This window comes from Streptomyces sp. NK15101, from assembly GCF_020400725.1.
Taxonomy (GTDB): Bacteria; Actinomycetota; Actinomycetes; order Streptomycetales; family Streptomycetaceae; genus Streptomyces.
The window spans coordinates 1-14,592 of record NZ_JAINVG010000029.1; the positions used below are offsets into that span (position 1 = coordinate 1).

Consider the following 14,592-nt stretch of genomic DNA (forward strand, 5'->3'; position numbering starts at 1 on the left):
GATCAGCCCCATCACCCCGCCCGCGATCACGAAGACCTGGAGCGCCACGATCGAGGCGAGACCGATCGCGAGCAGCCGTCCGAAGGGGTCGCGCAGCGAGAGGCCGGCGCGGTAGCCGCGGGCGACGAGCAGCGCGTACAGCAGGAAGAGCGCGGTGAGGCCGACGAGCCCCAGCTCCTCGCCGGCCGTCGCCAGGATGAAGTCCGACTTGGTGGCGAAGCCGATGAGGACGGAATGGCCGAGACCGAGCCCGGTGCCGAGCATCCCGCCCGCCGCGAAGGCGAAGAGCGACTGGGCGAGCTGCCCCGGTCCCTCGCCCGCGCGGATCGAGGCGAACGGGTCGAGCCAGTCCTGCACCCTGCTGTGGACGTGCGGTTCGAGCGAGCCGACGAGGAAGGCGCCGGCGGAGGCCAGGACGAGTCCGACCGCGATCCAGCCGGTCCGGCCGGTCGCCACGTACAGCATGATCACGAAGAGGCCGAAGAAGAGCAGCGAGGTGCCGAGGTCCCGTTCCAGGACGAGGACGCCGACGCTGAGCAGCCAGATCGCCACGATCGGCCCGAGCACCCGCCAGGTCGGGAACTGGAACTTCCAGATCCGGCGGCCGGTGTACGCGAGCGCGTTGCGGTTGGCGGCGAGGTACGCGGCGAAGAAGACCGCGAGCAGGATCTTGGCGAACTCGCCCGGCTGGAAGGAGAGCCCGCCGACCCTGATCCAGATCCTGGCGCCGTTCACCGCCGGGAAGAAGATCGGCAGGATCATCAGGGCGAGCGCGGCGGCCACCGAGACGTACGCGTACCCCTGGAGCGCGCGATGGTCGCGCAGCAGCAGGACGACCACGATGAACAGCCCCACCCCGAGCGTCGACCAGACCAGCTGCGTCGTCGCCGCCTGGTCCTTCGGCGTCTCCAGGTCGAGGCGGTAGATCAGCACCAGTCCGAGGCCGTTGAGCAGGACCGCGATCGGCAGCAGCAGGGGGTCGGCGTACGGGGCGCGGAAGCGGACCGCGAGGTGGGCGACGAGCGCGAGCAGCCCGAGCCCGGCGCCGTAGCGGGCGGCGTCGGGCGGCACGGCGCCGCTGCGGGCGAGGCCGACCTCGGCGTAGCCCAGGACGGAGATCAGGACCGCGCCGATCAGGAGCGACAGCTCCACGCCGCGCCGCTTCGGGACGCGGATGCCGGGCGGGGGTGCGGTCATGGCCGCAACGTAGCAAGCGGTATGCCCTATGTCCCTTTTGTGTGACGGTGTGCCGTGACTCCTCGGATCCGGATCGCCGTGACGTCCTCGGTCCGGGCGGTCGTGACCTCCTCGGCCCGGCCGCCGTGCCCCCTTCGGCCCGGGCGGTCCTCACTCCCCGGATTCGGGCCCCGGCGCGTCGAACCGCACGTACTCCGGCAGTCGCAGCCGGGCCTCGGCGCCCCCGTCCGGGGCGGCGGCGAAGACCAGTTCGGCGCCGATCACCTCCGCCTGCCCCACCGCGATGGTCAGCCCGAGCCCGTGGCCCTTGCCCCCGCTCTCGGTGCGGAACCGCTGCGGCCCCGACTCCAGCAGGTACCCGGGATACCCCGGCCCGTGGTCCCGCACGGACACCACCGGGCCGTCCACCGTCACCACCACCGGCGGCGCCCCGTGCTTGTGCGCGTTGGCCACCAGGTTGCCGAGCACCCGCTCCACCCGCCGCCGGTCCGTCTCCACCGTGGCGTCCCGGAGCACCCGCACCTCCGTGTCCGTGCCCGAGGCCCGCACCACCCGCTCGGCGAGCGGACCGAGCTCGTGCACCGCCAGGTCCACGGTCTCGGTGCGGGCGTCGAGCCGCGAGATCTCCAGGAGGTCCTCGGTCAGCCCCCGCATCGCCCGGACCCGGTCCCGTACGAGCTCCGACGGCCGCCCCTCCGGCAGCAGTTCGGCCGCGGCCGAGAGCCCGGTCAGCGGGGTCCGCAGCTCGTGCGCCACGTCGGCGGTGAACCGCTGCTCGCTCTGCAGCTTGCGCTGGAGCGAGGAGGCCATGGTGTCGAGCGCCCCGGAGACCGTGGCCACCTCGTCCTGGGGCCGGGTCGGGTCCTTCGTACGGGGATCGTCCACGCGCGCGTCGAGGTCGCCGGCGCTGATCCGGCGGGCCACCTGCGCGGTGAGGTGCAGCCGGCGGGTGACCCGGGTGACGGCGAAGGCGCCGACGAGCAGGGTCGCCCCGATGGCCAGGACGGAGGAGCCGAGGATCGAGCGGTCGAGCGCGTCGATCGTCTCGGCGCCCTGGGTGTAGTCGAGGCGCACGGCGAGGGCGCGGCCGTCCGCCGGACCCGCCGCCCACATCGTCGGCCGGCCCCCGTGCTCCGCGACCATCGTGCCGCGCTCCCCGCGCACGGCGAGCGCCCGCAGCGGGGCCGGGAGCCCGGGCGGGTCGACGCCCGCGAACCGGGGGAGCGGCTCGCCCGCCTCGTAGAGCCCGCCGACCTCGGTGAGCCGCGCCAGGGCCTTCTCCCGGGAGTCGCTCACGGTCCGGCCGGCCACCGAGACGTGGACGAGGACGCCGAGCAGCGCGGCGAGGGCGCAGCACATGACCGCGATGAAGACCGCCGCCTTCCAGGTGAGCGTCGCGGTCCAGGCGGGCCGCCGGGGCGCCCTCACGGCGTCGCCTCCGGGGGGAGGGGCGCCGGGGTTCCGCCGGGCGTCGGCGAGGGGCTCACCAGGTGGGGCGCGGGCACCATGGAGGGCCCGGTGCCGGAGGGCTTCACCCGGACGATCTCGTCCCGGGCGGGCAGCATGCTGCCCTGCTGCTCGTCCCAGGACCAGGCGGTCCGGTACTCGTAACCGGGGATGCCGGCCGAGCCGACCCGAATGATCAGGTCCCGGCCCGCCAGCTCCACGCTGATGACCTGGTCGACGGTGGACATGATCCGGGTCAGGCCGCCGTTCTCGGCGAGGTAGACCCGCACCCCGACCTGCTGGTCCGGCATCCGGATCCCGACGATCAGCTCGTCCCGGCCGTTGCCGGTGAGGTCGCGGTAGTACGGCCGCAGGACCGGACAGGCGGCCGGCGCCGTGTCGCAGGCCTCGATCGCCCGGGCGGTCCGCTCGTACAGACCGTCCGCGCCGGTGTACGTGTCGGGGTGCGCGCGCACCTCGGCGCGGACGACCGCCACCGGGTCGACGGAGTGGACGTCGTTGTCGGCGACCTCGACGCCGGGGACGCGCTGGATGTCGGACTCGCCGTAGTCGATCGGCGGGTTCGTGGCGGGCGGCAGGTCGGGCCAGAGCCGTACGGGTCCCACGGCCGTGGGCGTGGGGCCGGCGCTCTCGAGGCCGCCCTCGCCGCCGGCGCAGCCGGTGAGCGCGAGGCCGAGACCGAGGACGCACAGGACGGCGGCGGCGCTCCGGGGGCCGCCGGCGCTCCGGACCTCCGCGGCGCTCCGGACTTCACGCGGGCTCGTCCGCTGCCGTCCGCGTGGTCTCACACGGCGCACTCCGCGCGGTCTCACGCTGCTCCTCGGTCGGTCGGTGGGGGTGTCGGGCTTCCCGTAGACCTTATGCGGAGTGAAGTCCTTTTTGTCTCATCATCGGGTTTGTCTCGTCACCGGGCCGTCCTCGACGTGCCTCGGGCCGTCCTCGACTCGCGCCGGGGCGTCCTCGGCCAGCACCGGGCCGTCCTCGACTCGCGCGGCCCTAGAACGCTCCCCGCTCCATCCGGGCCAGTGCCGCCCGGCACAGGGTCAGCAGCTTCTCGTCGACGTGGATGTCATGGCTGCCGGAGCCGTCCTCCTGGGCGTTGTGGCGGCGCCTGCGGGTCAGCTCGGTGAGGACGAGCAGTTGCGCCTCCGAGGCCGCCGGGCCCATTTCCGCCAGACACTCCGCGATCTCCACGCGCGCGTGCCGGTTCTCCTCCCAGGCGGCGAGCAGCACCGGGAGCGACGCCGACGCCTCGCCGGACACCCGCCACAGCGCCGCCGCGCTGCGGACCCGCACCCACAGATCCCGCGAGGCCAGACCGGGCCGCAGGGCCGGGGCCGCCGCGGCCGCCGCCGGGCCGATCTCGCCGAGGGCCTGCGCGGCGGCGCGCCAGTCCGCGCCCGACGCGCCGGGCCGCAGCAACCGCTCCAGGGCCGGCAGCACGTCCCCCCGGTCGCCTTCGGCCGCCCACAGGGCCCGCGCCGCCGCCGCGGCCACCGCGGACGAGTCGGCGGCCAGGAGTCTTCGCATGTCCGGTACGGCCTCCCGGGCGGCGGGCCCGAAGGCCGCCAGGGTCCGCAGGGCGGCCTCCCGCACCCAGTCGCGCCGGTTCGCCGGCGCCCCGCGCAGCACCCGCAGCACCTCCGGCAGGGCCTGGGCGCCCCGCACGGCCGCCAGGGCGTACAGCAGCGGGGCCGCCCGGTCGTACAGCTGCTCGTCGAGCTCGACCCCGGCGAGCCGGCGCCGGAGCAGCGGGGCGAGCATCGCCGCCGAGGGTCCGAGCCCGTCCACGGCGTACAGCAGGTCCCGCCGCACCTCGGGCTCCTCCAGGGCGCGGGCGAGCAGCGGGACCGCCCGGCCGTCCCCGGCGCGGGCCAGCGCGAGCAGCGCTCCGTCCCGCCCGGACCTGGGCAGCCCCGTGGTGCCCGGTCCCCAGGCGCCCGGTCCCGCGGCGAGGCGGGACGCGAGCGCGTCGGCGGCGGGCGCGCCCAGCTCGAAGAGCCGCTCCAGGAAGGACGTGGCCGCTTCCCGGAGCCGGGGCTCGGGGTCCTGGAGCTGCGCGCCGACGAGCCGCACGACCTCCTCGTACCGCCCGCGCCAGACCCGTATCAAACCGCCGCACAGCCAGATCGCGTCCGAGCGCTGCCCCCAGTCCGGGCTGCGCAGCTGCGCGACGATCAGCGCGATCCGGTCGTCGACCCGGTCGTCGAGCGCGGCGTGCAGGGTCCGCAGCAGCTCCTCGGTCCACGGGGCCGGCCGGCCGGCGGCGTGCTCCTCCAGGAGCTCGCGGACCTGCCCGATGAGGGTCGGCGACGCGGCCCGCTCCGTGCCGGTGGCCGCCGGCCGGCCCGCCGAGGTCCGGATCTCCTCCAGGAGGCCCTTCACCCACGGCACCACGTCGTCCGGGATGTCACCGGGCGCGCAGCGCGCCCGCTGCACGAGGGCCGCGAGCCGGAGCCCGGGGTCCTGCGCGGCGCGGGCGAGCCAGTCGAGCCAGTCGACGGTCTCGGCGCGCAGCGAGGCGTGCCGCAGGGCGATCCGTCCGACGGCGGCCACCAGTGCGAGCCGCACCTCGGTGTCCCGCTCGACGGTGAGCCGCTCCCGCAGCAGGGTCAGCACCCGGGCGGGCTCGGGGTGGAGCGAGGCGAGCGCGCACGGCGCGGTCAGCCGCACCTCGGGGTCGGGGTCCGAGACGAGGCCGAGGAAGACGTCGGCCCCGGCGGCGATGGCGGCGGCGGCCATCGCGTAGTTGGCCGCCGGGATGAACTCCTCGTCCTCGGAGCCGATTTCGTCCAGTTCCTCGTCGTCGTCGAGCTCGATCCCGCCGATGCTGGTGAGCAGCTCGACGATGCAGCCCCGGTCCTGGACGCCGGGATCGGCGACGAGTTCGAGGAGGAAGGGGATGCAGGCGAGCGTCGAGTCGTACACGTCGCCCTGGTGGTGCACCGCGCCGTACATGCCGTCGAGGGCGGTCTCGCGCTCGGCGGGATCGGCGGAGGCGAGTCCGCGGAGCAGCTCCGGCACGTCGTCCGCGGGGCCGTACGCGTGCCCCAGCGAGGCCCAGTCGACCTCCTCGATCCCCGTCAGCATTGCCAGGCCGCCTTCCCCGTGAGCGCTGTGCCAGGCAGCAAGTGTGCACCACAGGAGGGACAACAAGACCGAACCGGCGACACCTGCCCTGCCCGGAGCGCCTGTTGCGACCTCTTTGCGCCATGTACGGTGCGCAGCAAGGCAGTTGCGGTCGGTGTCCGTGCGGGTGGCACGCCGATGCGTACGGGGGAGACCCGGGCGGGCGGCCCCCGCCGGTCGCGGAGCGGCAGTTCGCGCACGTCGCCCCCGGGACGGCCGGCGGGCCGGAGGCGACGTACGGGACGGGCGCCACGGTCCGTGCCCGGCCGGCGCGCGACCGCGGCGGATCGGTGAAGCGCGGGCGGCCGTCGCGGTGGGCGCACGGCTCGCGGTCGGGAACAAGGCCGGGCGCGGGACCCGTCCGGCTCGCGGGGGTGCCGCAGCTCCCGGGCGGCTCCGCCCGTGCGGGGATCTCGGCGGCGGGCCGGGGCCGCACGACGCGGGGGCGGTGCCGGCGCGACCGCGGGGCGGCCCGCGCCACGGTCATCGGGGGGCGGAGGACCGGGCCGACTGTGGAGGTCCGGAGGTTCGGAGGTCCGGGTCGACCGCCGAGCGCCGGAGGTCCAGACCGATCGCCGAGTGTCGGAGGTCCAGGTCGGCCGCCGAGTGCCGGAGGTCCAGGTCGGCCGGGCGAAGGCTCGTGCCTCTCGCCGCCGGCACGGCCCCGTCCGTCGCCGTCGGAAGGTCCGCCGTCCTCACCGTCGGCGCGCCTCCGGCCGCCACCGGCCACGGGCGCCGCACCCTCGCTGCCCGTACGCTCCGCTTCCCCGCCGCCCCCGGCCCCGCCTCCCGCCGTTCGTGTGCGCACCTCCCTCACCCGCCTCCGGGGGCCCGCTCACGGGACGGTTCCCGCCCGCCCCGGCGCGAAGAGGGGTGCCACGAGGTCTCCGTGCCGCTCCAGACGTGGCGCGATGTCGCCCATGGGGCGGCGGGTGCGGCGGGACCGTCAGGCCCCCCGAAGGGGTGGCGCGGGAAGGGCGCCGTGCGGTCGCACAGGTGCGGAAGGACCACGGCCCCGATGGCCGCGCGGTAGTGGCGGAGCCCGCCGTCGGTGGTGCCGGTGACCGGGTGGAGCGCGCGGTCCGGGTCGTCGGGCGTCAGGTGCCGCCCAATTGCCCGGAAGCCGTCACGGCCCCCAAAAGCCCCAGGAGACCCCAAGATCCCCGTGGCCCCTCCGAGGGGCCTCAGGCTGCCCGAATCTGGGCAGAGGGGGGGCGCGATGCCCCCGAACTCCCCGAATAGCGAACAGAGTTCACCGTCCTTCGGGCAACACATGGTCAAATTCTTGTTGCAGACCTGTCAAACGGGCGACTTCACTGGCACGCTCACAGCCGCAACACCCCCACCCCCACGATCCCCACGCTTTTCAGCGAAGGAGCCCGCGTGACCCGCCAGCAGTCTTCGTCCCGCCGTACCACCGCCCGAGCCGCCGCGCTGATCGCGTCGGCCGCCATGGTCGTCGTCGGTGTCCAGACCGGATCCGCCAACGCCGACGCCCAGCGCGAGGCCGGTGCCACGGCGATCCAGCTGACCGGCCCCCAGCGCGCCGCCGCCATCCACGAGGCGCAGGGCGAGGCCGCGGCCACCGCCCGGGCCATCGGCCTGTCGGCCCAGGAGAAGCTGGTCGTCCGCGACGTCGTCAAGGACGCGGACGGCACCGTCCACACGCGCTACGAGCGCACCTACGAGGGCCTCCCGGTCCTCGGCGGCGACCTCGTCGTCCACCAGAAGAAGTCGGGCGCCCGCTCCACCACCAAGGCGACCTCGGCCCGCATATCCGTGGCCGGCACGACGCCCGCCGTCTCCTCCGCCGCCGCGGGCAAGACCGCCCTCGCCTCCGCGGCGAACGCGGACGAGGCCGTCTCCTCCGCCCGCAAGGTGATCTGGGCGGCCACCGGCAAGCCCGTCCTCGCCTGGGAGACCACCGTCACCGGCGTCCAGAAGGACGGCACCCCGAGCCGCCGCCAGGTCGTCACCGACGCCACCACCGGCAAGGAGCTCTTCTCCGTCGAGACGATCGAGACCGGCGTCGGCAACACCATGTACGCCGGCCAGGTCACGCTCGGCACCTCGGGTTCGTACACCCTCACCGACGCCACGCGCGGCAACCACAAGACGTACGACCTGAAGGGCGCCACCTCCGGCCAGGGCACCCTCTTCACCAACTCCACCGACATCTGGGGCAACGGCCTCGCGTCCAACCGCGAGACCGCCGGCGCCGACGCCCACTACGGCGCGGCCGTCACGTGGGACTTCTACAAGAACGAGCTCGGCCGCCTCGGCATCCGCGGTGACGGCGTCGCCGCCTACTCCCGCGTCCACTACGGCAACGCGTACGTCAACGCGTTCTGGGACGACTCCTGCTTCTGCATGACCTACGGCGACGGCATCAACAACACCCACCCGCTCACGTCCCTCGACGTGGCCGGCCACGAGATGTCCCACGGCCTGACCTCCTCCACCGCCAACCTCCGCTACAGCGGCGAGTCCGGCGGCCTGAACGAGGCGACCTCCGACATCCTCGGCACCTCGGTCGAGTGGTACGCCAACAACTCCGCCGACGCGGGTGACTACCTCATCGGCGAGAAGATCGACATCAACGGCAACGGCACGCCGCTCCGTTACATGGACAAGCCCAGCAAGGACGGCAAGTCCGCCGACTACTGGTCGAAGTCGGTCGGCCGCCTGAACGTCCACTACTCCTCGGGCCCGGCCAACCACTTCTTCTACCTGCTCTCCGAGGGCAGCGGTGCCAAGACCATCAACGGCGTCGCCTACAACTCGCCGACCTACGACGGCTCCACGGTCACGGGCATCGGCCGCCAGGCCGCGTACAAGATCTGGTACAAGGCCCTCTCCACCTACATGACCTCCTCCACCGGCTACGCGGGCGCCCGCACGGCCACCCTCTCGGCCGCCGCCGACCTCTACGGCGCCGGCAGCACCCAGTACAACGCGGTCGCCGCCGCCTGGACCGCGATCAACGTCAAGTAACCCCGCCGTTCCCACACGGAGGCCCCGTCCCCGGCACCGCCGGGGGCGGGGCCTCTGCGTGCCGAACGGGCACGGGTCGGGGTGCCGGTGGGCCCCTCGGAGGCACGGGCTTGGCCGATTCTTTACTCTCAGGGCCGGACGCCTCCGCAGTGTCGGGAGGGGCCGTGGGTGCCCCTCGCGGGCGCGTCCCGCCGCCCGCTGTTCCGCCGCTCCGTCGCCGGCGACGCCAGGACCGGCCGTGGCGGCCGGTCATGCCCCTCGTGCGCACGTCTCCCGGTCCCGCTCACGCGCACGCCCCATGGCCGTTCCACCGGGCTGCCCGCCAGTTCGACAGGGTCGAATATGCGCCATTTCATAGAGCGGTTGCGAATGCCGGAGCCGCGGAACAGCCGGGGTGCGGGCCGCGCTCGGATCCGGCCTATTTCCATGCCCGGTATATCCGCTACCTGGGCATAAGGGAATCCAATAGGTCCGGAAATGAGACGCTCCTGGCCGGAAGACAACGTCGTTGCTATAGTCGGGGGTTCTGGATCGCCGGGTGTGCTATAGCGAGAAGGTGCAGACCGCGGTCTGCGGGTATTGACAGGCAGTCGAACAGCGCCATGAGCCGACTGCGCGGGAGTCCGGTTCCGGTGGGCCGGACGTTACACGGGGGTGAATCATGGAAGACGATGGCATAACTTGAGCCGGTCCGACGCTGATCATGCGTCCTCCCCGTCAATTGATGGACTTCCCGTTTGAAGTCGGAAAACCGCATGGCCTCCCAGTGTGCTGCGGTTGAGCGGGTTCAACAGTTCTCTTCAGTTGCATGAGTGTGATCGGGGTGTGGAGTTATGTTCCCGAAGCGGACGACAGGTATCCTGAAGTCGGACGTGATATCTGATTCCGGAACCGAGGGGCGGCCACCGGGGTCGCTGGACGAAGACGCGCGAAGACAAGTTTTACTGGATATCCTCGGGGTCGACGTCGACCGTGAGCTGATCGATTTCGCGGCGGGCGTCAATGGTGATCCGCACCTGCTTGCCGAACTCGCGCTCGGGCTCGCCGAGGAAGGTCTCGTCGAGGAGCGCGACGGCGTGGCGCGGCTCACGGTGCGGCGTATCCCGCGCCGTGTGCTGGCCGCCGTGAGCCGCGAGCTGGGCGAGCTGAGCGCGGCCTGTCAGCAGTTCCTCAAAGTGGCGGCGGTGCTGGGCAGGTCCTTCGAGCTGGAGGACGTGTCCAGGATGCTGGACCGGTCCTCGGCCAGCCTGCTCGCTCCGCTGGACGAGGCGCTGCTCTCCGGATTCGTCGTCGAGACCGAGTGCCGGCTCGCATTTCAGAGCGATTTCCTTTTCCGAGGGGTTTTCGAATCCATCCCGGCTTCGGCGCGCGGTGCTCTGCGGCGCGAGGCGACGGGGATCCCCGGGCCGCGAATTCCGGGAAGCGAGGAGAGCTTCCGGGCGGCGGAACGTCCGACCGAGGCGCGCTACGAGGTCGAAGAGGGGGGCGGTGGAGGTTTCTCCCGGGCGCACGGCCTGATCATGGGCGGAGACGCGGCAGCCGGCATACACGTCGCGGAAAGCATTCTCGAAAATCCGGCCATTTCGCAGGCGGCACAGCACGATGCGGAAGCGTCGGTTATCCTGGGATCATTCCTGCTCGGCCAGGAGAAAGCGGTCAAGCTCTCCGAGCAGATCCTGCGGGAGCGCGGCACCCGGTCGGGTGATGTAGCCGCCTTGATGGCGCTGGCCACCCTCTCCAATGTGTGCTGGCGGGCCGGAGAGCTGTCCGAGGGCCTCAGTCTCGGCCGTACCGCGGTGCGTTACGGCGGCGATGTGGATCCCGTATGGCGACTGCATTTCCAGCTCGCGCTGGCCGGAAAACTCGCGAACCTTCGTGAATTCAAAGAGGCGGAGTTATTGATCGATGAGGCGGACGCCGGCCTGCGAGGTCGGTTCGCGCCGGTCTGGACGGCCGCGCCCGCGACCATGCGGGCCCGGATATCCCTCCAGTCCGGACGCCTGGGCGAGGCCCTCCGGCAGGCGGAGGCGGCGACGGCCGCATCGGGACGGGAGGCCGTTCCCATGCTCCGGCCGCTGGCGTCCTCCGTACTCGGCACCATCGCCCTGTACCTGGGCGACCTTCCCGGAGCGATCGGGCACGTGCGGCAGATGCACGCCGACCTGGCGAACGGCCAGGCGGTCCTGGAGTCCGCGCAGTACGCCTGGACGGAGGTACTCGTCACGGCCAAGCAGGACGGGCCCCGGGCGGCTGCCGAGCTCCTGTCCGAGAGGTACGGCCACCTTCCGACGCGGCGCTCCCTCTACATCGAGGACCCGAGTGCCGCCGCGTTCCTGATCCGCCTGGCACGCGACGTCGGCGACGAGGACCTCAAGCACGGCGTCCTCGACACCGTGGACGGTCTCATGGCCGACAACCCCGACGTGTCGATCGTGGGCCTCACGGCCATGCACGCCCACGCGTTGGCCGACGGCGACCCGGCCGCTCTGGCGCACATCATCGTGGAGTCGCCGGACCCCGTCTCCGTGGCCATGGCGACGGAGGAGCTCGCCAAAATGTACGCGGCCGAGGCTCCGGCGCGGTGGCGGCAGTCGATTTCACCGTCCTCCGCGGACGGCGTCTCACTGCAGAACGCCTCCTGCTGGGCGCGTCTCTCCGAAATGGAGCGGCGCATCTCCTATCTGGTGAGCGTGGGACTGACGAACCGCCAGATAGCCAGGCGCGTGCACTTGTCGGCGCACACGGTGAACTACCACCTCCGCAAGATCTATCGAAAGATGGGAATCAACACACGCGTCGAACTGGCCCGCCAGGCGGCGACCTATTCGAGCGGGGCCGCCGTCTACTCGATGGAAAGCGAGGAGCAGGACGCCATCTGAACGACACCTGTGCATGATGTTTATGTGAGAGAACGTTTCATCCGTGCGTCGTGATCGGGCGACGCAGGATGTGTTGGTCGAGGTCCCCGGGAGCCGGGGGCGGGACGCGGTCGTCCCGCCCCCGGCTCCCGGGGACTCGTTCGTTCTGTCGCGGACGCACCCGGCCCCCGCACGCCGCACCGTGGCCGGACCAGCCGGCGGACTCTCACGGATGCGCGCCGACCGGAACCGGAGACGGGGCCTCGTGCGCGAAGAAGTGCCTGGTCAGCTCGACGCGACTGTTGATGTCGAGTTTGGAGAACACCCGCCGGAGGTGGCTGTCGACCGTGTGCGGCGACAGGAACAGGACGCTTGCCGCTTCACGGTTGGTCCGGCCGTCCACGATGGCTCGTACGACGCGCAGCTCCGCGCTCGTGAGGCTCTCCCAGCCCGACTTGGGCCGCTCGGCGGCGAGCCGGCGCACGTGGTGCACGCCCAGAAGACGCAGCTTCTTCTGCACGCGTGCCGTGTCGCGCGTCGCCCGGCAGTCCAGATAGAGGTCCAGGGCGGACTCGAGCAGCTGCACCGCTCGGCTCTTGTCCCCCCGGTTCTGCTCCACCCGCGCCGCGTCCTCCAGCGCGTTGCCCGCCGCCAGAGGACGTCCGGCGAGCCGGTGGAGCTCCGCGGCGCGACGCAGCGCGCTCGCGTTCCCGCACAGCACGCCCTCCGCGTGCTCGGCCCCGCCCTTCAAGGACCGCACGCCCGGGTTGCGCTCGGCGATGTCCCGGGCGAGCGCGGCCGCCTGCTCGGCCTCCGCGTCGAGCTCCGCCTGCCTGGCCTGGCGGACCAGCGTCGCGGCCGCCGTCGGGGCCTCGGAGAAGAGCAGCGGGTCGGGTGCGATCCGGGCCTCGCCGTCGATCAGCGTCCGGACCATCATCGCCGGACGGCCGCCGGCCGCGTGGAACTGCGCGAGCGCCCAGTCCAGGCGGGACCGGTCGGCGGCACCCTCCCCGGACACCAGTCGCTCGGCCATGCGCAGCTGCTCGCCGGCGGTGGCGAGGTCGTCGCACTGCGTACTGATGCGGGCCAGCACCAGGCGCGCGGGTACCGAGTGTTCCGGCACCGACCGCTCCGCCGAGCGGAGCGCGCTCTCGGCTTCGGCGCGTGCCTCCTCGAGCCGGCCCGCCGCCGCCAGCAGCTCGGCCCGGTGTCCGTGCCACAGTGTCTCGGGCCAGGGCTCGCCGAGCCCGTCCGCCTCCTCCCTGACGGAGTCGAGGACGGTCGACGCCGCGTCGAACCGGTCGACCGCGACGAGGCCCCGGGCCAGCCAGGTCCACAACGGGCGTTCGAGCACGTCGGAGCGGGGCGCGGCCGCCGGCTGCCCGCGCCACGGTGCCGCCACCGTGCCCCGCTCGCCGCCCACGCGTTCCACGACCCCGGCACGCGGCGCGGTCTCCGCGACCGCCCGGCTCAGCTTGGCGCGGTCCAGCTCGCAGACGTCCTGCCGGGCCAGCGCCCGGCACAGCAGCTCGGCGGACACGTCGTCGCAGTCGGCGTCCCGCAGCCCCCGCCCCAGTTCCAGCACGAACCGCGTCTCCGCCGCCGCGTCGAGGCCGGGGCGCACGGCGACGTCCACGAGACCGGAGGCCTCGGCGTCCCGCCCCGCCGAAACCAGCAGGCGCAGCACCTGGGTCAGCGCTGCCGGTGCGTCGTCGCAGTCGCGCGCCAGCGACGACACGGCCCGCGCCGTCATGGCGTCGTCCCTGGCTCTCGGCGACGACGGCCGTGGTGGCGCGGAGGGGCCGACGAGCGGCGGTACGAGGCGCGGCCGATCGGGGCGGAACTCCGCGGCGCCGGCCGGGGAAGGCCGTACGGCGGGGGAGGGCGCGGCGGGAGAAGACACGGCGGCGGGCCCGGCCGGTTCGCCGTCCGGGGCCGCGCCGTACCGAAGCGCTTCGGCGATCACCCCGTGGGTGAACTCCAGTCCCGCGCCCTCCCTCCGCAGCAGGCCCGCCCGCACCGCCTCCTCGACGGAGGCGGACAGATCGGCGGCCGGCTCCGCGAGCCGGTCCGCCGGCTGCTCGACCGTGTACGGACCGTCGGACCGGCCGCAGTGTTCGACGAGCCGCCGGGCCCCGGGCGACAGGCCGTCGAGCAGCCTGTCGACCGCCGTACGGACTCCGGCGGGTACGCGCTCGGCCAGCACCGAGGCCGTGCCGTCCAGGACGACGACCTGCCCGGCCTTCATGAGCGCGCGGAAGACGTTCTTCATCAACCAGGGGTTGCCCCCGCAGCGGGCCGCCCAGCGGAGCACCGACGCGTCCGGCCGGGCACCGAGGACGTCGGTGCACACCTCGGGCACCACCTCGTCGTCCAGCGCCCCCACCTGGAGCCGGACGGCGGCGTGGTCGATCAGCCAGTCGAGGGCGTGCTGGGCGAGCACCGACGACGGGACCGGCCGGCGGGCGAGCACCCACAGCACCGGAGACGAGGCGAGCGACCGGACGAGCTCCCGCAGGGCCAGCGCGCTGACGTCGTCGATCCGGTGGACGTCGTCCAGCACGATCACCAGGGGGTGCCTGCGCGCCGCGTCCTCGACCAGGGCGCCGATCCGGTCCATGAGCGCGAAGGGATTGCTGCCGGGGCGGGCCAGGTCGTCGAGTCCGGCCGCGTCTGGCAGCGCCCGCCACAAGAAGTTGATCAGCAGGTGCATGGGGGTCGGCTGGTCGACGCCGCCCGTCCGCCCCACGACCGCGGTCAGACCGCGCTGGGCCGCTGCCAGGGCCGCGGCCTGCAACAGCTGGGTCTTCCCCATGCCGAACGGGCCCTCGAGGACGACGCAGCTCCCCGAACCCTGCGCGGTGGCGTCCAACTGGGCGTCCAGCGCAGCCAGGATGTCCTCGCGTCCTGCCAATGCATTCATGATTCCCCCGTGTTGCTCTGAAGA

General features: G+C 73.2%; 7 protein-coding genes. 2 read left to right on the top strand and 5 right to left on the bottom strand.

Going from position 1 to position 14,592, the window contains the following annotated elements:
* The 4 genes from K7G60_RS17475 to K7G60_RS17490 all read right to left on the bottom strand — a co-directional run.
* On the bottom strand, positions 1–1,197 hold a 1,197-nt coding region (locus tag K7G60_RS17475), incomplete at its 3' end, for an FtsW/RodA/SpoVE family cell cycle protein (protein ID WP_225801847.1).
* Positions 1,198–1,347: 150 nt separating this feature from the next.
* Complete coding sequence (locus tag K7G60_RS17480; protein ID WP_225801848.1) at positions 1,348–2,625, bottom strand: HAMP domain-containing sensor histidine kinase; 1,278 nt, start codon at positions 2,623–2,625, stop codon at positions 1,348–1,350.
* The gene (locus tag K7G60_RS17485; protein ID WP_225801912.1) at positions 2,622–3,356 is read right to left on the bottom strand and encodes a hypothetical protein; all 735 of its coding nucleotides are present in this window, start codon (positions 3,354–3,356) and stop codon (positions 2,622–2,624) included. The genes K7G60_RS17480 and K7G60_RS17485 overlap by 4 nt, the downstream gene beginning before the upstream one ends.
* A gap of 304 nt (positions 3,357–3,660) precedes the next feature.
* Positions 3,661–5,754 (bottom strand): PBS lyase, encoded by a 2,094-nt coding sequence (locus K7G60_RS17490; protein WP_225801849.1) that lies wholly within the window; start codon positions 5,752–5,754, stop codon positions 3,661–3,663.
* 1,491 nt (positions 5,755–7,245) lie between these two features.
* Between K7G60_RS17490 and K7G60_RS17495 the strand changes: the two genes are divergently transcribed.
* On the top strand, positions 7,246–8,787 hold the full coding sequence (locus tag K7G60_RS17495) for a M4 family metallopeptidase (RefSeq protein WP_225801913.1): 1,542 nt from the start codon (positions 7,246–7,248) through the stop codon (positions 8,785–8,787).
* 833 nt (positions 8,788–9,620) lie between these two features.
* Positions 9,621–11,666, top strand: a complete 2,046-nt coding sequence (locus tag K7G60_RS17500; protein ID WP_225801850.1) for a LuxR C-terminal-related transcriptional regulator — start codon at positions 9,621–9,623, stop codon at positions 11,664–11,666.
* A gap of 205 nt (positions 11,667–11,871) precedes the next feature.
* Here the strand turns inward: K7G60_RS17500 and K7G60_RS17505 are convergent, their stop codons facing one another.
* Complete coding sequence (locus K7G60_RS17505) at positions 11,872–14,559, bottom strand: LuxR family transcriptional regulator (RefSeq protein ID WP_225801851.1); 2,688 nt, start codon at positions 14,557–14,559, stop codon at positions 11,872–11,874.
* Positions 14,560–14,592: the final 33 nt, after the last annotated feature.

Coding starts and splice junctions, on each gene's coding strand:
- K7G60_RS17490 (WP_225801849.1), bottom strand. CDS start 5,754: ATGCTGACGGGGATCGAGGAGGTCGACTGGGCCTCGCTGGGGCACGCG.
- K7G60_RS17495 (WP_225801913.1), top strand. CDS start 7,246: ATGGTCGTCGTCGGTGTCCAGACCGGATCCGCCAACGCCGACGCCCAG.
- K7G60_RS17500 (WP_225801850.1), top strand. CDS start 9,621: ATGTTCCCGAAGCGGACGACAGGTATCCTGAAGTCGGACGTGATATCT.